Consider the following 21,836-nt stretch of genomic DNA (forward strand, 5'->3'; position numbering starts at 1 on the left):
TAATGAAACTAATCAAACTCGATGCCATAGATTCAACAAATGATTTCCTAAAAGCCCTAGCAAGTCAGGACGAGCTTGATAATTTTACCGTCGTAACGGCTGAAAATCAGACAAAAGGCAAGGGGCAAATGGGGTCTAAATGGCAATCTGAATCAGGTAAAAACTTAATTATGAGTGCCTTGGTAAAGGATTTTCTCTATGATAACGAACAGGTTTTTAATTTAAGTATTATTGTTTCATTAGCCGTTATCGAAACTTTAAAATCTCTTGATATTCCTGATTTAAGTATAAAATGGCCAAACGACATTATGTCATACAATAAAAAAATCGGTGGCATACTTATAGAAAATACCCTAAAAAGCGATGGCAGAATCGTGTCAGTCGTAGGATTAGGCTTAAATGTAAATCAGACCAATTTCACCGAATTACCAAATGCGTCATCACTGGCAGTTATTGCCGGAAACACATTTGACAAAGATCTTCTTCCGGCTCTAATAATCGAAAAAATACAACAAAAAATAGAGGCTTGGGAAACAGATTCAGCCATTTTCTGGAAACAATATTTCAATACTTTATTTAGAAAAGGAATTCCAATGCCGTTTAAAAACGGCTCCGGACAAAACTTTATGGGAATCATTCAGGGCGTTTCTCCAATCGGAAAAATTCAGATTTTATTAGAAGATGATTCTGTTTCAGAATTTGATATAAAGGAAGTGCAAATGCTTTACTAAGTTGCTAAGGTTCTGAGGTGCTAAGATTCTAAGTTTTTTTTTAATAATCTCGCAAAGTCTTACTTTAAACTTTCTAAATGGAAAAACTTTGCGACTCTGCGTCTTTGCGGGAGAACAAATCTGCTATATCTGCAAAATCTGCGTGAAAAAATAACCCTTTAATCTGTGCAAAAAAAATGCCCGATCGTTAAATCAGGCATTTATAATTTATAATTCACAATTAATAATTGAAATTTAAAGCTTCGTCATATTGTTTGCCAAAGTTTCAATGAATTTACTGATTGGTCCTTTGATCATCATGGCCATCATAGCGTTAAATTCGCCATCAAATTGCAATTGAACAGCGCTTGAAGCATCAGAAACACTTTCGATGTTCGAAACCAAAGTAAACGGAAGTTTATCACTTGCAGCTCCCAAAACGATTTTGTTTGGCGCTACTTTCTCTTTCATTTTTAATTTTATTTCCGGCATACCTTTCAATCCAAAAATAAAAGCATCTTCGCCAATAACTTCAAATTTAGCGATATTATCCGGCATTAATTTTTCGAAATTCTTAACATCAGTCAACAAATCAAATAATTCCTGAGCTGATTTCTGAACAGTAACCTTTGGACTTTCTAAGTTCATATTTTTTATTTTTTTTTATCTGTATTTTTTTTCCGCAATTAATTAAATTCCAATTTCTAAATCCCAAATTCCAAAAAAAAGAGCAAAGCGATTTTTTTTTTGGAAAATCTAAAATCTAAAATCTAAAATCTAAAATCTAAAATCTAAAATCTAAAATCTAAAAATTACTCCTCATCCTGCAACCAAGTCGACGGACTTTCGCTCCATTCCTGCAAAGTCGATTGTTGGTCTTCGGTAATATATTGTTTTTGAACCGCTAAGTCCAGTAAATTCTCGTAATTACTTAACGTAAACAAGTCAATATTAGCGTTTTTGAAGTTTTCTTCTGCAACAGGAAAACCGTACGTAAAAATCGCCGCCATTCCTTTTATGTTGGCACCTTCATTGCGCAAAGCTTCCACAGCCATCAAACTGCTGTTTCCTGTGCTAATTAAATCTTCGACAACCACAACATTTTGGCCTTTTTGTAAAAAACCTTCAACCTGGTTTTGTCTTCCGTGTTTTTTCGCTTCCGGACGCACATATACAAATGGCAATCCAAGGCTTTCGGCAACAAGAATCCCAATTCCAATAGCTCCAGTGGCAACACCGGCAATAACATCTGGTTTCCCAAATTGTTTTTCAATATTTTTCGCAAACTCATCACGAACATAGTTTCGGATGCTCGGAAATGAAAGAATTAACCTATTATCGCAATAAATAGGAGATTTCCAACCAGAAGCCCATGTAAAAGGATTTTCGGGATTCAATTTAATTGCATTTATTTGCAAAAGCAATTCGGCTGTTTTTTCGGCAGTATCTTTATTAAAAATCATACTACAAATGTATAAAGTTTTTGTGAACGACAAACCACTTTTTTTGACAAATGAGATCTCGAAAGAGACCGATTTTCAATTATTCTTGTTAGAGAGTATTGATATCGAGCATCTTATCGTCAAAATGTTTCAAAATAAAATTCAAAAGGCTTATTTGTATTATCCTGACGAAAAGGAAATTATGAAGACTTTAAAAGCCAAAATCCATGTTAATAAAGCGGGTGGAGGCCTTGTATACAATAAAAAAGGCGAAGTTTTATTCATTTTCAGAAACGGAAAATGGGATTTACCAAAGGGCGGAATCGAAAAAGGAGAAGAAATTGAAGACACCGCCATGCGCGAAGTCGAAGAAGAAACCGGCGTAGGCAAACTCCGCATCACCGATAAACTCGAAAAAACCTATCACGTTTTCAAACGCAACGGAAAATACAAACTCAAAATCACGCATTGGTTCGAAATGCAATCCGATTTTGAAGGAACTCCGGTTGGTCAGGCCAACGAAGGCATCGAAAAAGTAGCCTGGTTAAACCCCGAGCAAATCAAAGAAGCCCTAAAAAACTCTTACGAAAACATCAAATTGCTTTTTGAAGAAGAGAACACTGTTTCTTAATTAAGAAGAAATAGTATAGAAGAAAGAGTATAGAAAAAAGAGTATAGAAATAGAGTTTTATAAACTTAGCACCTCAGAAACTTAGCCACTTAGAACCTTAATTTGGGCGTGCCACTATTTAAAAAAAGGCCTAATCAACTTTGCGTTCATTAGGCCTTTTCTTAAATACTGTCGGGCTATCCGCGCTACTTCGGTAGCCAGCTTCTATCCCTCACGCAAAGCTACACTTTGTCTTTTAGCCTTGTTTCAGGTTTCGGCTTTTAGGTTTATAATTTTTGATTTTTAACTATTTCATGTCTCAAAAATCGTACTTTTGTTCAACACACAATAAGCAATAAATAGGGATTATACCCAATCATTTTGACAGTATCGTACATAGCAAAATGTGTTTTTTATCTATTGCCTGTTATTAACCTTAATATTATCTTTGAATTATGAGCACAATATCAAAACCAAATCATATAGGGCGAAAAATAAGCCGAATTCGTGAACTTCGTGATATGAAACAAGAAGCATTAGCACAAGCTTTAGGCACAAACCAACAAGCCATATCTGCTCTTGAAAATAGCGAAAATATTAGCGATGAAAAACTTATTGATGTAGCAAAAGCTTTGGGAGTAAGTGTTGAAGCGCTTAAAAATTTCTCTGACGAAGCTGCAATTAATTTTTTTAATAATTTCTATGATAATAGTGGAAGTCATGGCACTAATTTCGGAAATAATAATACCTGTAATTTTAATCCACTTGATAAGTTAGTTGAGGCTTACGAAGAAAATAAAAAACTTTACGAACGTCTAGTTCAGGCTGAAAAAGACAAAGTTGAGTTTTTGCAGAATATATTGAAGGATAAATAATTCTTTCATTTCTTATACAATTTAAAAGCCTAGTAAATATATTTTTACTAGGCTTTTATATTTTACAGTTTCCGCTAGCGCGAGCGTCCCGCTCGTGACTATTTTTCAATTATCTTGATTTTGATTGCGTTCACGAGCGGGACGCTCGCGCTAGCGGGGATACTTCTTGAGCATGACTAAAATTAGCTAAAAGAAAAAGTGCGAGTATAATTATTTTTTTCATTTTATTTGTTTTAAAGGTAAATTTTGAAATTTATTATGCATTAATCAATTTAGAAGATTCCATAGACTCTTTCCTCTTTTAGTTAAACGATAACCTGAGTCGGATTTTTCTATGTAGCCACCCATTAACATAAAGTTTAGTTTACCCTCATTTGATTCTAAAACTTGACCTTCACTAGTAATGTTTGTCTTTCGGAATATCCCCGCTATAGTTTCTCTGATTTCCTGTCCATCGATAGTTTCTTCATAAACAATATCTCGATTTGATTCATGATTCATTGTATTTCTTAAATTTTGAATCATCGTGTTAGATTCTGCAAGTGACTGATTTAATTGTTCTATTGTAAGTTTATCTGTTTCTCTAATTTGCGCTATTGATTGTTCTAATTGAGTTTTTGAATCTTCTAAAGCCTTAATCTGATCAATATAGTCTTGGATTTCCTTATTACCTGATTCTTTATGTTTTAATGCATTTACATCATCAGCTATATCCATTTTTTCTTTTATTAGATTTCTTCTATTTTGAAAACTTTTAGCCAATCTTTTTTTCTTTGCAAACATATTTATACTATCCAACCCCCACATTAAAAGTGGAATTAGAATTGTAAAAAAAAGTGCCATAGCCAATGGCCATAGAAATGAAATAGTTTTGAAATATGGCTTAGCCTCTCCAATCCGTGCCTCAATAGTACAGTCGGAAAATAATAAAATTAATAATGGTTGCCAATTATAAATAACAAAGGAGCAAATATAAGCTCCCGTAATTGGGGTTTTTATTCGCTCCTTTGAAGAATCTATTGTACTTTGTATTAAATCTGATATGGAAAGGCTCATTGGTGAGGTTTTAGTTGAAACAAACATAAAAAAAATAAGTAAATATTAGTGAAATTATTATGAATGCAATGCATATTACCAGTAATTTTTTCAATTGTACTTTGTGTCAATTTCTTTAAGTGTTAAAGGAAGTTCTTCATAATTTTATCAATTATGTTTTAATATTTATCTGCACTATTTCAAATGTATTAAGTTGTTTTTATTTTAGTTTACTGATTACCGTAACTTTTGAATTAAAATGTTATTCGTTTTAATCTTACATTTTAAGATTATTTGTTATGTTTGTAGTATGGATAAAGCTTTTTGGACATTAATTGACTTAATTATAAATATAGTAGGTAATACTATGACCATCATAACTGCTGGTTTAGCTATCTACATTTTTATAACTAATAAGGATAAAATCAAAAGTGCATTCAATTTTATTTTGAATTATTCAAATCAATTAACCTTAGCTGACCTAAAGTATAAAATTGAGAAACTTAATGATTTTAAAACTACTACTCCAGACCAAAAAGATGAAGTAATTAATCTGCTACATGAGATCGAAGGTCATATACTGGGAAATAAGTATTTAAAAGAAAAATTGGCAGACCAACTTAAAAAAATAAATAATTTTACCCGTAATCCAGTACGATTAGAAGAACCTCAAAAAAGAAGCTTAGTAAGTGAGTTAAAAGAATGTGTTCGAAATTTAGATGTATCAAACTTTGGAGATTCAATTACATAATATTTAAAAAGATGAAAATAGTTTTAGTCATAAATTCAATGATTGCCAATAAAGATAAGATTACAAATGTAATTGCAGAAGGTCAAGAATTTTATTTTCTTTATGATGGTAAGCATAAATGGTCAATACAAAAGGTAAGTGAGACTTGGAATGAATTTTATGTTATCAATTTTTTCCCTGCTAAACCTGATGATTTGGTTGGCGAAGATTTAACTGATATTATAAATAGTAGATCTTGGGGATCACCAATACCAAACATTGCAAGTTATTCTACAAAACAATTAAATACGGTTGAAGCGTACGAAACTTTTAAAGATCTATATCAAATATTGTTTGATAGAGTATATGGTATAGATGATGTTTTTAATGACATTATTAATGATGATTTTTAGCTTCACGATGATTCCAAATGAGTAAAATATTATTTTTTTGGAGTTGGCTCGAGTGGTTTAAGGCATCTGTCTAATAATCAGAAGAAGGTTACACTTCCACGGGTTCGAATCCTGTACTCTCCACAATTAAGCGGCTCATTTATGAGCCGCTTTCCATTGTAGATATTGATCCTACCATCTTTGATTTATATAAACTTCTGCATAAGGAAAACGCTCCTTTTGTTTGTTTTTCTCTTTTATAAATTCAGGCATTTTTAAAAAGATTTTAATGCGATCAACTTCTTTCAATTTATTACATCTTTCCAAAGCTAGCTTTTTCTTTGAAAGGGGATTAGATGAATATAATTTCCAAAATGCAGCAAATGAAAGATCCGGTTCTCCAACTTCAATTGTAGTTTTCTTGTAATTTTTTGACCACGCTCTTATATGATCTTTTGCGTTAAAAAAACGTACCAATTAAAAAAATCTACAAAACACGATAAACAGGATATTGCATGTGCGCCTTTTCATAATAGACAGAATGTTTGTAAATCCAATCTAATTGCGCTTCAGGATTCTTCGCAAATTCAGCATCAGTTTGTTTTTTAGTTTCTAATTCGGCTTTTAAAGCTGGATTATCTTTTAAGATTTTCGCTGCTGTATCTTCAAAAATATATTCAGAGTAATGTTCTTTTTGCTGTAAAATAGGATCGAAGAAATTCCAGTTAAAAAACGAATCAACACCTTCCGGTTCAAAAGCTTCAAGTAGATATTTTACACCTTTTTGGTTTGTTGGCACGAAATAATCTCCTTTGGCAAAATTCATTTTTACAATCTTAGAAGTTACCGTTGTATTTCGGTGTAGATAATGACCTTCATAAGCAGAAGGAACTGTTTTAAAATCGGCAATTCTGTAACTTTCAACTTCAATAATAGTGTCGTTTTTCAATTGGTTAAAGGAGATATTATTGTTCTTTAAAAGATCAATAATATTCCAATATCCACGCGGTATGATATAAGCAGATGGTATAACAACGTCTTTTACTGATTTGAATTCTTTGATATACGGGACATCTTTTTTGTAGGGTTTCTTTCGGTCATAATACAAGCGATTTCCCGTTGTAGCGTCACTTTTTTTGTATCCGGCTTCATAACCTAAAAACGAAAAAGTGGTTGCTTTTGTGCTGTCTAATTCCCATTTTAAAGTATATGGTTTTTTAGGCTGATATTGCTCTAAATTTTTAACGCGAAGCTCTTTTATTTTTTGATAATTGGCATCGGTAAAATCCAAAGTTGATTTTGTGTATTCGTAAGTCATTTTTACACGTTCGGCGTATTTTTTCAGCATGTGGGTTTCTACCACAAAACCAATCGTATTAAATAACGAAGTATAACCCGTTGTATATCGCGGACTATCAACAAACTGACCAAAACCTTTGTCGGGCGTATCTTTAAAAGAATCCACATAAGGCGTTGTTTCAATCTTTTTATTTTGCAAATCTTTGACTAAAGCGGGCATCATTTCGTTATTCATAAAATCGCCCAAAACAGTTCCCAGTTTGTTATGCTGCGTCATAATATAAGTCAGTTTGTATTGGTAATCAGAACCATTGCTGACGTGATTATCAATAAAAACATCTGCATTTATTTTCTGGAAAATCTCCACAAAACTCTTCGTATTTCGAGTGTCTGATTTCATCAAATCCCGATTTAGATCGTAGTTTCGGGCATTTCCCCTAAAACCATAAACTTCCGGTCCGTCCTGATTGGCTCTTGTGGTAGAATTTCGGTTTAAAGCACCGCCAATATTATAAACCGGAATTGTAACAAGCACGGTGTTTTTTGGCGCTTTTAGTTTTCCAATTGCCAGATCTCTATAGAATTGCATTGTAGCGTCTATTCCGTCAGGTTCGCCGGCGTGAATGCCGTTATTGATAAAAAGTACGGCTTTGTTTTTCTGGATTTTTTCAAAATCAAATTCTTTTTCAGGATTGTAAACGACCATATGTAAAGGTTCACCACAATCTGTCAACCCCATTTCCTTAATTTGAATCGTTGGAAAATCATGCGCTAAAAGTTTAAAATAGGCGATAGTTTCTTCGTAAGTAGCAGATTGATTTCCGTTTCCTTTTTCAAAAAAAGTATCGTATTTTTTATTGTTCTGAGCGAAAATTGTGATGGTGAAAAGTGAAAGGATAATGGTGAAAAATTTCATGATTTTGGTTTTAATAGAAAAGTCAAATATAAAGTTTTATTTGTTTCAGGTTTCAAGTTTCAGGTTGAAATGAGGGTAGAGCAACTTTGGCATTTTACCGCAAAGAGCGCAAAGGTTTTTAATATATTAGGTTTGTAAAAATAAAGTTCGCAAAGTTGTGCAAATATAACTTTGCGGCCTTTGCGTAAAACTTGGCGCTCTTTGCGGTTAAAAAAAACTTGAAACAAAGAAAACCTGAAACTTGAAACAACTTTTTTTGACTACTTTTGCAAAATGAATAAAAATCACCATTCCAACAATATACTTTCGAACTTAGGAATTGAGACCCTAAACGAAATGCAGGAAGTTGCTCAGGACGCAATTTTAAACGACAATAATGTTTTACTTCTTTCTCCAACAGGATCAGGAAAAACACTGGCTTTTTTGTTACCGGTTTTAGAATTATTACAACCCGAAATTCTTTCGGTTCAATGTTTAATTTTAGTGCCTTCGCGCGAATTAGGTTTGCAGATCGAGCAGGTTTGGAAAAAAATGGGAACGCAATACAAAGTGAATATCTGCTATGGCGGACATTCCATTGATACCGAAATCAAAAATTTAAGCAATCCGCCGGCAGTTTTAATTGGAACTCCGGGAAGAATTGCAGATCATATCGACAGAGATACTTTCCGTACCGATAAAATTCAGACGTTGATTCTAGACGAATTTGACAAATCACTGCAATTGGGTTTCCACGAGCAAATGTCTTATATCATTGGTAAATTAACGAAGCTGAACAAACGTGTTTTGGTTTCAGCAACTTCAGATATTGAGATTCCGAGATATACGCGAGTGATCAATCCAACGGTTTTAGATTTTATTCCGGAGGAAGAAGAAAAAGCGAATCTTTCGATGAAAATGATTGTTTCGCCGGCAAAAGATAAATTGGAAAGTTTATTTAATTTAATTTGTTCGCTAAAATCGCAATCGGCTATTATATTTTGTAATCATCGTGATGCTGCAGAACGTATCAGCGATACACTAAACGAAAAGGGAATTTATTCTACCTATTATCATGGCGGAATGGATCAGGACGAACGTGAGCGTGCGTTGATTCAGTTTAGAAACGGAAGCATGAGTTACTTAATTACAACAGATCTTGCTGCCCGCGGACTGGATATTCCGGAAATGAAACACGTTATTCATTATCATTTACCTTTAAAAGAAGACGAATTTACGCATCGTAACGGTCGTACAGCGCGTATGCAGGCAACTGGAACAGCATATACCATCATTCACGAAAGTGAAAAAAAACTGGATTATATCGACTACGGAATGGAAGTTTTGAATGTCGAAAATGCAACGACCTTACCAAAACCACCGGAATACCAGACAATTTATATTAGTGGCGGTAAAAAAACAAAACTGAATAAAATTGACATCGTGGGTTTCTTTTCTCAAAAAGGAAAACTTGAAAAAGGCGATTTAGGTTTAATTGAAGTAAAAGATTTTATTTCGTTTGCAGCCGTAAGATTTAATAAAGTAAAAGACTTGCTGAAGAACGTAAAAGACGAGAAAATGAAAGGTAAAAAGTTCAAAATTGAAGTGGCTCGTAAAGTTGTAAAGAAGGAAGAGGAAAGGTAATTTATTAAATTATTAGAACTTTTTTATAAAAATATAAAGTTCTAATAATTAATTTTTTAAATATAATTTATTGATTATTAAAAAGTTGCGTGAATTTTGCTAGGAATAGAAACAGATTTAAACAAAAATCACAATTTAATGTTAATAAAAGAGTGTTTTTAGAAGTAATTTTTCATAATTTCGGCGTTTATTATAGTAGTACAAATTAACCCCAAATTCCGTTATGAAAAAGATTATTACCCTTGCCACTTTGTTCTTTAGTGTTGTTTCGTTTGCACAGATTAAGGTTCTTGAGACTGTTCCTGTTGAGAAATTAGGAAAAGTAAATAACAACTATATTCAAAAAATTGGAGATGAATATACTGTTTATTACACTAGTATTCAAAATGATGATGAATCTTCTGCATTAAGAAAGTTTTCATTCAAAAACGTAAACAACGATTACAATAGCCTTTATAATATCATTATGGGCGGTTTTACTGCAAGCCCTTTGTATGATATTAAATTAGAATTACCAAATAACTATATTTGGTTGCACTACACAGGAAGTGTTCTTCCTGAGAAAGCTACAGTTCAGTTCATGGTTTCTTCAAAAGAAGCTTCTTCTGCAACAAGCAGTGTTTCTGAGCCATTCGTAAAAGATCAGATCAATAAATTATTCCAAAAATAATTTACTTTAAGTATAAAACTAAAAAAGGCTATTCAGATTTGAATAGCCTTTTTTGTTTTGTTTCAGGTTTATTTTTTGTTTCAGGTTTCAAGTTAAAAAAACTTAGAATCTTAGCAACTCAGAACCTTAGCCACTTTAAAATTATATCTTTTTAACGTACTGCGTGATAATTACAATTTGCTGTCCATCAACTTTTCCTTCGATGTATTCAGCATTTTCATGATCTAAACGGATGTTACGAACTGCAGTTCCTTGTTTTGCCACCATACTTGATCCTTTTACCTTAAGATCTTTGATTAAAACTACAGAATCTCCGTGTTCTAAAATTACGCCATTACTATCACGGTGAACGATTTTATTTTCGTCATCTTCGCCTTCTCCGGTTGCTTGTGCCCAAGCAAGCGTATCTTCGTCTAAATACATCATATCAAGCAATTCCTGCGGCCATCCTGCAGCACGCAAACGGCTTAACATTCTCCACGCAACAACTTGCACGGCAACATTTTCATTCCACATGCTGTCGTTAAGACATCTCCAGTGATTTAAATCTACATTATCAGGGTTTTCAATTTGGTCAATACAAGTAGTACACGCAAGGATACTTTCATCAAGTCCGCCTTTTTTAGTTGGCAATACGGTATATACTTTTAGGTTTTCTTCGGCTCCGCAAAGTTCACATTTTGACCCGCTGCGTTTGTTTAATTCTCTTTCGATGCTCATTATTGATTGTTTATTTAAAAATGCGAAATTACTTATAATTTGCTTCGCTTGCAAGTTTGTGTTTTGGCGCACGGATTTTACAGGTGAAACCGATTCGCGCTGATTTTTGTCATTGCGAGGAACGAAGCAATCTCATCAGGTATATCTTTTATTAAGATTCTTGATTAGTGTGATTGCTTCGTTCCTCGCAATGACTTGTATTTGTGTTATTTTTTTACCCTAACCGCATCCGGAACCAGCATTTCATATTCACCGCCATTTCTCAATACATCACGAACAATGCTTGAACTGATATAAGATGTACTTGCGGCGGTTAATAAAAATACGGTTTCTATCTTAGAAAGCTTTCTGTTGGTGTGTGCAATGGCTTTTTCGAATTCGAAATCGGCGGGATTGCGCAAACCTCTTAATATGAAATGAGCTTTTTGTTTTTTGGCTAAATCTATTGTTAAACCTTCATAAGTAATAACCGAAATCTTTGGTTCGTCCTTGAAAGTCTGTTCGATAAAATGCTTTCTTTCTTCAAGTGAAAACATGTATTTTTTTTCGGCGTTGACACCAATGGCGATTACGATTTCATCAAAAAGTGAAATTCCTCTTTTGATAATATCTTCGTGTCCAAGTGTAATAGGGTCAAATGATCCCGGGAATATGGCTTTTCTCATTGTTTTTAAGGTTCAGAGGTTCAAAGTTGCAAAGGTTCAAAGTTTTTTTAGTTTCTAAGGTTCTGAGTAACTAAGTTTCTAAGATTTTTTATTTTTAAGAAATTAAAAGATTTTGAAGCTTTTTGGTCCCGAAGCTTCGGGATGAAAATTAGAATTTTATCTTACGTTATTCTTTTTGTTTTTATCGCAGGAACCCATTCGTCTTTCTTACAGACTTCGCATGTAGCGGTTCCGGGTTTTTGTTCTTCGGTATGACCACAAAATGTACACGCGTGAATACCATCATTTTCAATAATTTTATTTTTTTTATTGAATGCAGCGGGTAAGATTGGTAAACCGTATTTTATCTCTTCATCTTCATAAAAAAATACGCTTATTTCTCCGCTTGTTTCTATAAAAGCATGTTTTACCTGACCAAGATGTTCGATAGATTTAATGCGAAGTTCTGAGAAAAATTCATCCTGCGCCAGACTTTCTTTTTTGAAAGTAGCGATAGAAAATTTACCATTATTAATTAAACATTCGGTTTTGCCTTCTATGAATTCTTCAAATTTTTTGCTCTTTCCTGTCAGCCAAGTTACACCTCGATACAAAATAATAATTACGGTAAATACGATTGCAGCGGGTACAATACCAACATCTTCATAAAACATTGGATCGCCGGCTGCTGAACCCAACGCAATAATAATTACGGTTTCGAAAATCGACAATTGTTTAACACCTCTTTTGCCGGCCAGTTTTAAGGTCAACAACAAAATAGTAAACATTACTGTAGAACGAAATATAACTTCTAAAGCGAAATTTTCGGGCAAATCATTGTAAAAAATTCTATTCCATTCGAATATTTCTTTCATTTTTTTAAAGGTGCTAAGTTGCTAAGGTTCTAAGTTACTAAGATTTTTTAGGTTCAAAGGTTTTTGTTTTAGTGGCTAAGGTTTTGAGTTGCTTATTTTTTTATTGATTGTCAGACTGAGCGGAGTCGAAGTCCCGCAAAGTGATTCAGCATACGGGACTTCGACTCCGCTCAGTCTGACAATATTGTGTGATTGAAATTAAGGTTCTAGGATTCCAAGATCTCAGTAACTTAGAATCTCAGAACCTTAGAAACTTTCTTTAAGCAAGCGCTAACTCAATTGCATTAGTAAACAAATCTTCAAGTGAAATTCCGGCTGCTTTTGCTTGCTGCGGAATCAAACTTTCGGTTGTTAAACCCGGAATTGTGTTCATTTCAAGCATATATGGTTCGTTGTCTACGATGATGAATTCGCTTCTTGAGAAACCTTTCATTTTTAAGACTTCGTAAGCACGTTTTGCAGTTTCACCTACTTTTTGTGTTAGTTCGTCTGAAATGCGTGCTGGTGTAATTTCTTGTGATTTTCCTTCGTATTTGGCTTCATAATCAAAGAAATCATTATCTGATACAATTTCTGTAATGGGTAAAACTTTGATTTCTCCTTTATAATTGATTACCCCAACAGAAACTTCTGTTCCGTCGAGGAAACTCTCTATGATGATTTCGTTGTCTTCTTTGTACGCTACTTCAATGGCGATTGGCAATTCTTCAGCGGTTTTTACTTTTGAGATTCCAAAACTTGAACCGGCTTTATTTGGTTTTACGAAACATGGCAAACCTACTTTTTTAACTATTTCATCTGTATTGATAATATCGCCTTTGTTTAAGTAATAAGAAATTGCGGTTTTGATTCCGTACGGTTTTAAAACGGATAACAAATCACGTTTGTTGAACGTCAATGCCGATTGGTAATAATCGCAGGAAGATTGCGGAATACCTAATAATTCAAAATAAGCCTGCATTAATCCATCTTCGCCCGGAGTTCCGTGAATTGCATTGAAAACACAGTCAAAAGTGATTTTTTCTCCATTTACCGTAACAGAAAAATCATTTCTATCGATTGGAAATTCAGCGTCGTTTGCGTCTACATAAACCCATTTTTCTTTAAAAATATGAACGCGGAATCCGTTGTATTTTGTTTTGTCAAGATATTGATATACAACGTTTCCTGAGATAAGTGAGATTTTATATTCGCTAGAATATCCGCCCATGATGATGGCTATGTTTTTCATTGATTTGATGTTTAATCGTTATATGGTGTATTTGTTTAATCGTTTTTTTTTGCCACGAATTGCACTAATTTTCACTAATTTTTTTGTTCGTTTCGTTTGTCAGACTGAGCGGAATTGAATCACTTTGCGGGACTTCGACTCCGCTCAGTCTGACAAAATTGTGACTTCGGTTTCCCTCATTCTGACAAGATTGTGATTTCGACTTTGCTCAGTCTGAAAATATCGAAATCTTCTTATGAAACCTAAAGCCCTAGCCCTGATGGGAGCGGCATCCTTTTGTGCCGGGGTTCGGCGCAAAAGATACAGCGGACAGCAGGAAACAGCTCCTTAAAATTTAAATTCCAAATTCAAATTCCAAATCCCAAAATCATCTTTCAACTTCGCTCAGGATGACAATCTTGTGACTTTCTTGTTTTAAACAAAATTATCATTTTTTTTGAAACGAAATAGCTTTATCTTTGCGACAACTAAAAATAAATTTATGAGTTTACGTAAGTATTTAACAAGCCGTGTGTTTTTTTTACAAATATTGGGTGCGGCTGCTATTATTGCCGTTTTAGGTTATTTGTTTATGCATTGGTTGACTTTTACAACTGATCACGGACATGAAATTACGGTTCCGAATTTGTCTAAATTGACAGAGGAGCAAGTAGAATCAAAATTGGATGAATTAGACCTGGATTATGTGCTTTTGGATAGTGTTGATTACCGAAGCGGATTTCCTAAATACAGTGTTGTTGAGCAAGATCCGTTGCCGGGAACAAAAGTAAAAGAGGGTCGAAAAATATATATTAAAATAAATGCGTCCGGATTTTCGTCTGTTAGAATTCCGGATTTAATCGAAAAAACATATCGTGAAGCGGTTCCAACTTTGAAGGCTTTAGGGCTTGAAGCGGGAACGATTACCTATATTCCGAATTTAGGAAAAGATATGGTTTTGGAAATGCGTTACAAAGGAAGAAACTTAAAAGTAGGAGACCGTGTGCTGAAAGCTTCTAAAATCGACTTGGTTTTAGGTGACGGAAAAGCAACTTATGTAGATGAAAGTCAGGCAACAGACAGCTTAGCTGAGCCAGCTCCAGAAACCCCAAAAGATGAACAATAATATTGAAAATTTAGATCTGGAAGACGAATTATTCGAACATTTTAGATTTGAAGTCCCAAAAGGTCAGGCGTTTTTGCGTATTGACAAATATTTAATGAATTTGATTCAGAATGCGACGCGCAACAAAATTCAAAACGCCGCAACTGAAGGAAATATTTTTGTAAATGATATTCCGGTAAAATCAAATTATAAAGTTAAACCGTTTGACGTTGTGACGGTTATGTTATCGCATCCGCCGTTTGAAAACCATATTCTGCCGGAAGATATTCCGTTGAATATTGTGTATGAAGATGACGCGCTTTTATTGATTAATAAGGAACCGGGAATGGTTGTGCATCCGGGTCACGGAAATTATACAGGAACTTTGGTTAATGCTTTGGCGCATCATTTTGATAATTTGCCAATGAACAGCAGCGAACGTCCAGGTTTGGTTCATAGAATTGACAAGGATACATCAGGACTTTTGGTGGTTGCCAAAACCGAAGCGGCAATGACACATTTGGCAAAACAATTTGAAGCTAAAACTTCTGAGCGTGAATATATTGCGCTTGTTTGGGGGAATGTTGCCGAAGAGGAAGGAACGATTGAAGGAAATCTTGCCAGACATTTAAAAGACCGCATGCAAATGGCTGTTTTTGCTGATCCTGAAATTGGAAAACCGGCGATTACACATTATAAAGTGCTGGAACGTTTTGGTTATGTGACTTTGATTTCCTGCAAACTAGAAACCGGAAGAACGCACCAAATTCGTGCGCACATGAAACACATCGGACATCCGTTGTTTAATGATGAACGTTACGGCGGTCATTTGATTTTGAAAGGAACTACGTTTACAAAATACAAACAGTTTATCGAGAATTGTTTTAAAGCGTTGCCACGTCAGGCTTTGCATGCTAAAACACTTGGTTTTGTGCATCCCAATACTGGTGAAATGATGCGTTTTGATACTGAATTACCTCAGGATTTTCAGGATTGTATTGATAAATGGCGTAATTATGTGAAATCGCATAATACGGAAGAGGAAGAATAAGTCACTTTAGATTTTAGACTTTAGATTTTAGAATAAAGAGTATAGAATATAGAATATAAAATATAGAATATAGAATATAGAATATAGAATATAGAAATTCCACTAATTGCACAGATTAATTTCGTGTAAATTAGTGGAATTTGTGTTTTAATTTAATTCTGAATGGTATTTTATTTTACCAATTGATCCGGTTGGAGATGGTAAAAGTTCGAATACCGAAGTAGGAGCTAGGCCAGGTTCTATACGATGTGAAACGCATAAAATGCTCACGTTTGTTTCCTGCTTTATGGTGTTGATAAGCTGAATGACTAAATCTACATTTTCGTCGTCCAAACCTTCTACAGGTTCGTCGAGAATCAATAATGGCGGATGTTTTAAAACGGCACGAACAATTAAAGCAACTCTTTGCTGGCCGATAGAAAGGTCTATGAATCGTTTTTTTCTTAAATGGGTCATTTCGATTACTTCAAGCCATTGGGAAACAATTTGTTTTTGATGCGTCGTTGGTTCGATATAAAGTCCGATGGAATCGAAAAATCCGGACAGAATCATTTCTTCTAAAGTATGTCCTTTTTGAAATAAATCGGTCATGGAAGTGGCAAAGATTCCGATTTGCTTTTTGATGTCCCAAACGCTTTCTCCACTTCCTTTTTTTCTTCCGAACAAATACAAATTCTGACCAAATCCTTTTGGATTATCTCCTGTTATTAAAGATAATATGGTGCTTTTTCCCGAACCGTTCGGACCAATTAACTGCCAGAATTCACCTTGTTTGATGGTCCACGAAATGTTGTCTACAATTTTACGTTCGTCATAACTAACTGAAACATTTTCCATTTTTATTAATACACTTTCGTGGAAGGAATGCGGTTCAATTGCTTTTGGAATTGCAGCGGTATTTAATGTTCTAAAATGATTTTCAGTTTGTGAAAAAGGATGTAATTCAAAAGTATTGTCTTTAATCTGAGCTTTGTTCTCAACAAAATTGAGCACATCTGTAACGCGATTTACGATTTGGATAATTGCAATAATTTTAGATAAATCTTTTAGTGATTCTGCCAGAATTACGCGTGAAGCCTGATCTAAATGATCAAACGGATTATCGAAAATGATGAAATCCGGTTTTTGATTAATGCAGTATTTCAGGAATTCTTTCTTGCGTTCGCCGGAAGAAAAAGTACGCAATTGTCTGTGCGATTCCGGAGAAGCTTCTACTGAATCGTATTGGTATTCTTTTTCGATGAATTTTTCGATTGCAATATCAGAAAACAAAATTCCTTTTTGATTGTTGAAAATCGCTAATTCTCCTTTTGCTTCGCCTGAAAGTATTGTTTGTATAAAGGCTTTTTTATTGACTAAGTTTGATAAAAGTATATCCCAATGCTGCATTTTTGTATTTGTATTTTTAAATCGTTGTGTATGTTTTTAACACATAGAAACATAGATTTTGTAAACTTAAAAAAGGCATTTCCACTTATTTAAATGCACATAGCTATGTGTTAGAAACCTGTTTATTTTTGAATTCTTTTCAATGAATTTTACTCTGTTTTTTGTGTAAACATTTCACGATCATTTCTGGACCATTCGCTCCAGGACCCGACGTAAAGTTTTGGAATTTCGATTCCCGCATAATCCATTGCTAATAAAGTATGACAAGCCGTAACTCCTGAACCGCAATGTACAATTACATTTTCTGGTTTTGTATCACCTAAAATTTCAGTATACTTTTTAGCTAAAACTTCTGCTGATTTATAAAAACCATTTTCATCTAAATTCTCACTAAACGGAACATTTATTGCGCCCGGAATATGTCCTGCGATTAAATCTAAGGGTTCTGTTAAACCATCAAAACGATTTTTATCTCTGACATCTATTACAATATTCTCATCGTTATTTCTGGCTTTTTCTACTTCTCCAATATCGGCAAGAGCCAAGTTCCATTTTGTAATTGGATAATTTCGAGTCGTTTCAAAGCTTTCAATTTCTGAACTAGTTTGAAAGCCAGCTTTCATTGCTGCTTGCAAACCTCCGTTTAAAACTTGTACGTTTTTGTGTCCAATAGATTTTAACATCCACCAAAAACGAGCAGCTGCATTTGATCCGTTTTTATCGTCATAAATAATGACATGACTTTGAGGTGAAATTCCGAGTTTTGAAAGTATTTCAGAGAACTTTTCAAAAGAAGGCAAAGGATGTCTTCCGCCTTTTGCAGGATCTGCGACTGTTGCTAAATCCCGATTTAAGTCAACGTAACGGGCATTTTTTAAATGTTCGTTTGCATAATTCTCTTCGGCATTGATTCCGGCTCTGGCATCAATTAAAATAATTTCTGCTGAATCCTTAAGTTGTATTAAATCTTCAGGATTTATAATAGGTGAAATTTTATCTGACATCTTAAATAAATTTTATTTTTTAGAATTTCCCAACCAAAGTAATGCATTCAGAATTAATTTGCTCTGCGTTTCATTTGCAAAAGTATAAGAAAGAGTTTTATTAGTTCCATGTTCATAATCAATATCATTATGTCCCAAATTTACATAGAGCATTTTGTATTTCGTATTGGTCCAGACTACAGGATAATAACCGCTGTGCCAAATTTCATGTTGTTTTGGCCCTGTTCCTAATGGAAAACTGGATTCGTCGATGGCTAAAAGAATTTTAATATCCGGATTTTTTCTTAAATCGTTACTCCATCTGTACCATTCATTTGGCGCAGATGTAAAGGTTTTGGGAATATTTTTTGTGATTTGATGTTGGTTTTCAACTCGTAAAACCGCCGATGTTGGCCGCCAGGTATTGCTTCCATATTCACCTGAACCTAGAAAAGTATTGTGATACCAATTCCAGTTTTGTGGATAATCGGAATCGTTTAAGGCAAAAGCCGAGAAGTGAAAACCAATCCAGCCGCCGCCATTTTCCATATATTTCTGAAATGCTTCTCTTTGACTTTGAGTTTCCGGTCTTGTGTCCAGAAATAAAACAACCTGATATTTGGCTAAAAATTTCGCGTTTAGATTATCCCAATTGCTGGTGGAATCATATTCAAAATGATTTTCCTGCTCTGCTTTTGGAAACCATTTATTGGCTTCATGCACAAAACTAATATGTGCCTGATCATTTTTTGCGGTATAAAAAGCGATTACTTTAAATTTAGAATTACTTTTTTTATGTTGCGGAAATGCTGTAAAACAAACTAAAAAAAGTATTAATAAAATACTTTTTTTAGTTGTTGAATACTTTTTCTTATCTAAAGTTAGCATTGAATTTTTTGATTAATCAGGGATTTTTTCGATCAGTATTTCATTCTCTGCTTTATCAAAATACGTGCAGGTCATTTCGATAATATCAACTCTCCATTTTGCAATTCCGCATTGTGCTGCATGATTGCAAAAAGTAAGATAATCGGTTTGTCCGTCCTGATGCATCACTAAAAATTCGATAAAACGTTCTTTATTTGCAACGGCTTCGACTTTAATTTCAGGATATTTTTCATCGGCAGTAACACTATAATTGTTGACACCGTAATATTCTACGTGCCCGTCATTCACGAAAGTGTCATATCCTTTTACGCCTAAAATAATTAAATCCTGTATGTAATTTGGAAAATCAGCACCGCTTTTTACCTTGGCATGTGCTTCTTTTATTTGTTCGATTGTAAACATAATATTTTGGTTTGAGATTATTGATTTTAAAAAAGGGTTGCCACGAATTACTCGAATTTACACTAATTTTTTATACGTAAACCTTGCAAAAATAATTCGTGATCATTCGTGCAATTCGTGGCGAACAAAAAAATTACGATTTCAAAAATACGATTAATGGTTTTATAAATTGATCGAAAGATTCAATATGTGGCAAATGCCCTGTGTTTGGAACTTCTACTAGTTTAGAATTCGGAATAGTCTTTTGCGTTTTCTTCCCTAATTCAGCATAATTTCCTAATGTTTTTTTGACTTCTTCAGAAACGAATTGTTTTCCTATGGCTGTTTTATCTCTTGTTCCGATGATTAGTAAAGTGGGACTTTTGATGTTTTTGAATTCATATACAACAGGCTGTGTGAAAATCATATCGTACATAAGAGCGGAATTCCAGGCCACTCTGTCGTAATTTGGAGCCGAAGTCCAGCCTGCGCTTAGTTCTGCCCATTTTTGGAAATCAGCATTCCATTTTCCATCATAATAATTCGCCATTTGGTATTTTTTGATGGCTTCATAATTTTGTTTTAATTCACTTTCATACCACGAATCTATGGTTTGATACGGAACAACGAGTTTCCAGTCTTCTAGACCAATTGGATTTTCGAGTACTAATTTTTGAGTTGTTTCAGGATACATCAAGGCAAATCTTGTGGCTAACATTCCGCCCATAGAATGACCTAAAATAGTAGTTTTTTCAATTCCCAAATGATCGAGTAATTTCTTGGTATTTAGCGCAAATTGCTGAAAGCTATATTGATAATTTTCTGGTTTTGTAGATTTTCCAAAACCGATCTGATCCGGAACAATTACGCGGAAACCTTCTTTTGTAAGCGCTTTTATGGTGGTTTCCCAATAAGCGCCATTGAAATTTTTACCGTGTAACAGCACAATATTTTTATTATTGTAATTTTCGGGTTTAATATCCATGTACGCCATTTTTAAAAGCTGACGCTGATTGCTTAATTCTAAAAATTGAACCGGAAATGGATATTCATAATTGGTTAAATTAATATCGAGTGCTTTTATCTTTTCCTGCTGCGAAAAACATAGGAAAGGAAGCATAAAGAGTATATATAGTATATTTTTCATTTCAGTTTAGTATTGGTTTGCATTAACTATAAAATTAAGGTTTACGATTTTAAAGGCAAAACTTAAAATCTTAAAGTTATCAGAAAAAACTTGAAAGAAACTATTTCTTGAATGTTACAACCCGCTGCGGATAGGGAATATCAATATCAGATTCATCAAAACGTTTTTTGATGCTTTGCAATAAATCACAATACATGACAAATCCATCTGTTGAATTTTTTGCCCACGCCCAAGCTTTTAAGGTAACGCTTGAATCTGCCAGAGCGACTACGCGTGCAACGACCAAAGGAGTTTTTGATTTCTTGTTTTCGGCGGTTCTGGTATCTATAAAAAGAGGATGTTTTGCAATTTCATCTTTCATGATTTCCAGCGCTTTATCAACATCGGATTCATAACCAATACCGATTTCGATTATTTTACAGCATTTTGTGTCATGCATATTGGTATTCACGATAATCTGATTGCTAATGACAGAATTTGGAATAATGATTCGGTTGTTTTCGGCATCTTTTAAAACAACTTGTCTCAAATTAATATCTTCAACCGTACCAACGAAATTATTAATGGTGATTTTATCGTTGATTCTGAAAGGTTTAAAAATAACCAGAAATATACCGCTTACAATATTACTCAAAGCTTGCTGAGACGCCAAACCAGCAACCAGAGAAATTACTCCCGCACCGGCTAAAAACGAATGCCCGATAATCTTAAATTCAGGAATTTGGATTAAGGCAAAGGCAAATCCTAAAATGTAGATTACGGTGATAATTAGATGTTTTAAAAACCTAAATCCGGTTGCATCATATTCTTTATCGGTCAATTTTCGATACAAAAAATAACGCAATACTTTTTCTGTTACTGCGCCTAAAATAATTGTGGTAACGGCAATAATGCCGATAATGATAGCTATTCTAAAATCTTTTGTAAAATCGATCATAAGCTTTTTAGTTTTTATAAAAATTCTAAAAGTTAGAAAAGCTAATTTACGAAGTTTTGTACTCATCTGCCTATTATTAGCAGTAATAGTTCTACAAATTTAGGATCTATTTGAATGGGTAAAAGTGATAATTCATAAATCTGAAAAGTATAATATATTGAGGATTAGTAAGATGAAGCAGGATAGGACAGGATGCGCTCTTTT

Annotated in this window: 24 protein-coding genes and 1 tRNA gene; 10 read left to right on the forward strand and 15 right to left on the reverse strand. The window is 34.0% G+C overall.

The window, feature by feature from the left end; all coding sequences use genetic code 11:
- Positions 1–2 precede the first annotated feature (2 nt).
- On the forward strand, positions 3–731 hold the full coding sequence (locus AC3QL1_RS12890) for a biotin--[acetyl-CoA-carboxylase] ligase (RefSeq protein WP_492491895.1): 729 nt from the start codon (positions 3–5) through the stop codon (positions 729–731).
- 234 nt (positions 732–965) lie between these two features.
- Here the strand turns inward: AC3QL1_RS12890 and AC3QL1_RS12895 are convergent, their stop codons facing one another.
- Together AC3QL1_RS12895 and pyrE are read right to left on the reverse strand one after the other, a co-directional pair.
- A complete protein-coding gene (locus AC3QL1_RS12895) occupies positions 966–1,358 on the reverse strand; it encodes an SRPBCC family protein (protein ID WP_492491897.1) in 393 nt (130 codons plus the stop codon).
- Between the two features lie 164 nt (positions 1,359–1,522).
- Positions 1,523–2,173: an orotate phosphoribosyltransferase gene (pyrE, locus tag AC3QL1_RS12900; protein ID WP_492491898.1), complete on the reverse strand. Its 651-nt coding sequence runs from the start codon at positions 2,171–2,173 to the stop codon at positions 1,523–1,525.
- Between the two features lie 7 nt (positions 2,174–2,180).
- Between pyrE and AC3QL1_RS12905 the strand changes: the two genes are divergently transcribed.
- Positions 2,181–2,783 (forward strand): NUDIX hydrolase, encoded by a 603-nt coding sequence (locus tag AC3QL1_RS12905; protein WP_492491899.1) that lies wholly within the window; start codon positions 2,181–2,183, stop codon positions 2,781–2,783.
- Between the two features lie 434 nt (positions 2,784–3,217).
- Positions 3,218–3,637: a helix-turn-helix domain-containing protein gene (locus AC3QL1_RS12910; RefSeq protein WP_492491900.1), complete on the forward strand. Its 420-nt coding sequence runs from the start codon at positions 3,218–3,220 to the stop codon at positions 3,635–3,637.
- A 267-nt stretch (positions 3,638–3,904) separates the two neighbouring features.
- Here the strand turns inward: AC3QL1_RS12910 and AC3QL1_RS12915 are convergent, their stop codons facing one another.
- Positions 3,905–4,693: a hypothetical protein gene (locus AC3QL1_RS12915; RefSeq protein ID WP_492491902.1), complete on the reverse strand. Its 789-nt coding sequence runs from the start codon at positions 4,691–4,693 to the stop codon at positions 3,905–3,907.
- Positions 4,694–4,982: 289 nt separating this feature from the next.
- Between AC3QL1_RS12915 and AC3QL1_RS12920 the strand changes: the two genes are divergently transcribed.
- The 3 genes from AC3QL1_RS12920 (at position 4,983) to AC3QL1_RS12930 (ending at position 5,938) form a co-directional block, all read left to right on the forward strand.
- Entirely contained in the window at positions 4,983–5,423 is a 441-nt protein-coding gene (locus tag AC3QL1_RS12920; protein WP_492491904.1) for a hypothetical protein, read from the forward strand.
- An 11-nt stretch (positions 5,424–5,434) separates the two neighbouring features.
- The gene (locus AC3QL1_RS12925) at positions 5,435–5,815 is read left to right on the forward strand and encodes a hypothetical protein (RefSeq protein ID WP_492491905.1); all 381 of its coding nucleotides are present in this window, start codon (positions 5,435–5,437) and stop codon (positions 5,813–5,815) included.
- Positions 5,816–5,854: 39 nt separating this feature from the next.
- A tRNA-Ile gene (locus tag AC3QL1_RS12930) sits at positions 5,855–5,938 on the forward strand.
- Between the two features lie 48 nt (positions 5,939–5,986).
- Here the strand turns inward: AC3QL1_RS12930 and AC3QL1_RS12935 are convergent.
- Together AC3QL1_RS12935 and AC3QL1_RS12940 are read right to left on the reverse strand one after the other, a co-directional pair.
- The gene (locus AC3QL1_RS12935; protein ID WP_492491907.1) at positions 5,987–6,271 is read right to left on the reverse strand and encodes an LvrA C-terminal domain-related protein; all 285 of its coding nucleotides are present in this window, start codon (positions 6,269–6,271) and stop codon (positions 5,987–5,989) included.
- Between the two features lie 10 nt (positions 6,272–6,281).
- Positions 6,282–8,009: a M14 family metallopeptidase gene (locus AC3QL1_RS12940; protein WP_492491908.1), complete on the reverse strand. Its 1,728-nt coding sequence runs from the start codon at positions 8,007–8,009 to the stop codon at positions 6,282–6,284.
- Positions 8,010–8,282: 273 nt separating this feature from the next.
- On the opposite strand from AC3QL1_RS12940, the gene AC3QL1_RS12945 reads away from it, so the two are divergent.
- Positions 8,283–9,632 carry a DEAD/DEAH box helicase gene (locus AC3QL1_RS12945; RefSeq protein WP_492491909.1) on the forward strand — a complete coding sequence of 450 codons (1,350 nt, stop codon included), beginning with the start codon at positions 8,283–8,285 and terminating at the stop codon, positions 9,630–9,632.
- A 223-nt stretch (positions 9,633–9,855) separates the two neighbouring features.
- A complete protein-coding gene (locus tag AC3QL1_RS12950) occupies positions 9,856–10,302 on the forward strand; it encodes a hypothetical protein (RefSeq protein WP_492491911.1) in 447 nt (148 codons plus the stop codon).
- Positions 10,303–10,443: 141 nt separating this feature from the next.
- Here AC3QL1_RS12950 and AC3QL1_RS12955 read toward each other — a convergent pair whose 3' ends face one another.
- The 4 genes from AC3QL1_RS12955 to AC3QL1_RS12970 all read right to left on the reverse strand — a co-directional run bounded on the left by AC3QL1_RS12955 (position 10,444) and on the right by AC3QL1_RS12970 (position 13,772).
- Positions 10,444–11,022: a PhnA domain-containing protein gene (locus AC3QL1_RS12955; RefSeq protein ID WP_492491912.1), complete on the reverse strand. Its 579-nt coding sequence runs from the start codon at positions 11,020–11,022 to the stop codon at positions 10,444–10,446.
- Positions 11,023–11,228: 206 nt separating this feature from the next.
- Positions 11,229–11,687, reverse strand: coding sequence for a pantetheine-phosphate adenylyltransferase (gene coaD, locus AC3QL1_RS12960; RefSeq protein ID WP_492491913.1), 459 nt, complete (start codon positions 11,685–11,687; stop codon positions 11,229–11,231).
- 161 nt (positions 11,688–11,848) lie between these two features.
- Entirely contained in the window at positions 11,849–12,541 is a 693-nt protein-coding gene (locus tag AC3QL1_RS12965) for a DUF421 domain-containing protein (RefSeq protein ID WP_492491915.1), read from the reverse strand.
- A 259-nt stretch (positions 12,542–12,800) separates the two neighbouring features.
- A complete protein-coding gene (locus AC3QL1_RS12970) occupies positions 12,801–13,772 on the reverse strand; it encodes a D-alanine--D-alanine ligase (RefSeq protein WP_492491917.1) in 972 nt (323 codons plus the stop codon).
- 481 nt (positions 13,773–14,253) lie between these two features.
- Here AC3QL1_RS12970 and AC3QL1_RS12975 point away from each other — a divergent pair, with 481 nt between their 5' ends.
- Both AC3QL1_RS12975 and AC3QL1_RS12980 read left to right on the forward strand, forming a co-directional pair.
- Positions 14,254–14,877 carry a PASTA domain-containing protein gene (locus AC3QL1_RS12975; RefSeq protein ID WP_492491918.1) on the forward strand — a complete coding sequence of 208 codons (624 nt, stop codon included), beginning with the start codon at positions 14,254–14,256 and terminating at the stop codon, positions 14,875–14,877.
- Positions 14,867–15,907, forward strand: coding sequence for an RluA family pseudouridine synthase (locus AC3QL1_RS12980; RefSeq protein WP_492491919.1), 1,041 nt, complete (start codon positions 14,867–14,869; stop codon positions 15,905–15,907). The genes AC3QL1_RS12975 and AC3QL1_RS12980 overlap by 11 nt, the downstream gene beginning before the upstream one ends.
- A gap of 147 nt (positions 15,908–16,054) precedes the next feature.
- On the opposite strand, the gene AC3QL1_RS12985 is transcribed toward AC3QL1_RS12980, so the two are convergent.
- The 6 genes from AC3QL1_RS12985 to AC3QL1_RS13010 form a co-directional block, all read right to left on the reverse strand.
- The gene (locus AC3QL1_RS12985) at positions 16,055–17,296 is read right to left on the reverse strand and encodes an ATP-binding cassette domain-containing protein (RefSeq protein ID WP_492491921.1); all 1,242 of its coding nucleotides are present in this window, start codon (positions 17,294–17,296) and stop codon (positions 16,055–16,057) included.
- A gap of 149 nt (positions 17,297–17,445) precedes the next feature.
- Positions 17,446–18,300, reverse strand: coding sequence for a sulfurtransferase (locus tag AC3QL1_RS12990; RefSeq protein WP_492491923.1), 855 nt, complete (start codon positions 18,298–18,300; stop codon positions 17,446–17,448).
- A gap of 12 nt (positions 18,301–18,312) precedes the next feature.
- Positions 18,313–19,167, reverse strand: a complete 855-nt coding sequence (locus tag AC3QL1_RS12995; RefSeq protein WP_492491925.1) for a ThuA domain-containing protein — start codon at positions 19,165–19,167, stop codon at positions 18,313–18,315.
- A 12-nt stretch (positions 19,168–19,179) separates the two neighbouring features.
- The gene (locus AC3QL1_RS13000) at positions 19,180–19,569 is read right to left on the reverse strand and encodes a DUF1398 domain-containing protein (RefSeq protein ID WP_492491926.1); all 390 of its coding nucleotides are present in this window, start codon (positions 19,567–19,569) and stop codon (positions 19,180–19,182) included.
- Positions 19,570–19,702: 133 nt separating this feature from the next.
- A complete protein-coding gene (locus AC3QL1_RS13005) occupies positions 19,703–20,695 on the reverse strand; it encodes an alpha/beta fold hydrolase (RefSeq protein WP_492491928.1) in 993 nt (330 codons plus the stop codon).
- A gap of 100 nt (positions 20,696–20,795) precedes the next feature.
- Complete coding sequence (locus AC3QL1_RS13010; RefSeq protein ID WP_492491929.1) at positions 20,796–21,698, reverse strand: mechanosensitive ion channel family protein; 903 nt, start codon at positions 21,696–21,698, stop codon at positions 20,796–20,798.
- Positions 21,699–21,836: the final 138 nt, after the last annotated feature.

Source organism: Flavobacterium sp. GW823-FHT04A11, from assembly GCF_058796535.1.

Bases quoted from the DNA above. Each gene is read 5' to 3' on its own strand.
- AC3QL1_RS12890 (WP_492491895.1), top strand. From the start codon at position 3: ATGAAACTAATCAAACTCGATGCCATAGATTCAACAAATGATTTCCTA.
- AC3QL1_RS12895 (WP_492491897.1), bottom strand. From the start codon at position 1,358: ATGAACTTAGAAAGTCCAAAGGTTACTGTTCAGAAATCAGCTCAGGAA.
- pyrE (WP_492491898.1), bottom strand. From the start codon at position 2,173: ATGATTTTTAATAAAGATACTGCCGAAAAAACAGCCGAATTGCTTTTG.
- AC3QL1_RS12905 (WP_492491899.1), top strand. From the start codon at position 2,181: ATGTATAAAGTTTTTGTGAACGACAAACCACTTTTTTTGACAAATGAG.
- AC3QL1_RS12910 (WP_492491900.1), top strand. From the start codon at position 3,218: ATGAGCACAATATCAAAACCAAATCATATAGGGCGAAAAATAAGCCGA.
- AC3QL1_RS12915 (WP_492491902.1), bottom strand. From the start codon at position 4,693: ATGAGCCTTTCCATATCAGATTTAATACAAAGTACAATAGATTCTTCA.
- AC3QL1_RS12920 (WP_492491904.1), top strand. From the start codon at position 4,983: ATGGATAAAGCTTTTTGGACATTAATTGACTTAATTATAAATATAGTA.
- AC3QL1_RS12925 (WP_492491905.1), top strand. From the start codon at position 5,435: ATGAAAATAGTTTTAGTCATAAATTCAATGATTGCCAATAAAGATAAG.
- AC3QL1_RS12940 (WP_492491908.1), bottom strand. From the start codon at position 8,009: ATGAAATTTTTCACCATTATCCTTTCACTTTTCACCATCACAATTTTC.
- AC3QL1_RS12945 (WP_492491909.1), top strand. From the start codon at position 8,283: ATGAATAAAAATCACCATTCCAACAATATACTTTCGAACTTAGGAATT.
- AC3QL1_RS12950 (WP_492491911.1), top strand. From the start codon at position 9,856: ATGAAAAAGATTATTACCCTTGCCACTTTGTTCTTTAGTGTTGTTTCG.
- AC3QL1_RS12955 (WP_492491912.1), bottom strand. From the start codon at position 11,022: ATGAGCATCGAAAGAGAATTAAACAAACGCAGCGGGTCAAAATGTGAA.
- coaD (WP_492491913.1), bottom strand. From the start codon at position 11,687: ATGAGAAAAGCCATATTCCCGGGATCATTTGACCCTATTACACTTGGA.
- AC3QL1_RS12965 (WP_492491915.1), bottom strand. From the start codon at position 12,541: ATGAAAGAAATATTCGAATGGAATAGAATTTTTTACAATGATTTGCCC.
- AC3QL1_RS12970 (WP_492491917.1), bottom strand. From the start codon at position 13,772: ATGAAAAACATAGCCATCATCATGGGCGGATATTCTAGCGAATATAAA.
- AC3QL1_RS12975 (WP_492491918.1), top strand. From the start codon at position 14,254: ATGAGTTTACGTAAGTATTTAACAAGCCGTGTGTTTTTTTTACAAATA.
- AC3QL1_RS12980 (WP_492491919.1), top strand. From the start codon at position 14,867: ATGAACAATAATATTGAAAATTTAGATCTGGAAGACGAATTATTCGAA.
- AC3QL1_RS12985 (WP_492491921.1), bottom strand. From the start codon at position 17,296: ATGCAGCATTGGGATATACTTTTATCAAACTTAGTCAATAAAAAAGCC.
- AC3QL1_RS12990 (WP_492491923.1), bottom strand. From the start codon at position 18,300: ATGTCAGATAAAATTTCACCTATTATAAATCCTGAAGATTTAATACAA.
- AC3QL1_RS12995 (WP_492491925.1), bottom strand. From the start codon at position 19,167: ATGCTAACTTTAGATAAGAAAAAGTATTCAACAACTAAAAAAAGTATT.
- AC3QL1_RS13000 (WP_492491926.1), bottom strand. From the start codon at position 19,569: ATGTTTACAATCGAACAAATAAAAGAAGCACATGCCAAGGTAAAAAGC.
- AC3QL1_RS13005 (WP_492491928.1), bottom strand. From the start codon at position 20,695: ATGAAAAATATACTATATATACTCTTTATGCTTCCTTTCCTATGTTTT.
- AC3QL1_RS13010 (WP_492491929.1), bottom strand. From the start codon at position 21,698: ATGAGTACAAAACTTCGTAAATTAGCTTTTCTAACTTTTAGAATTTTT.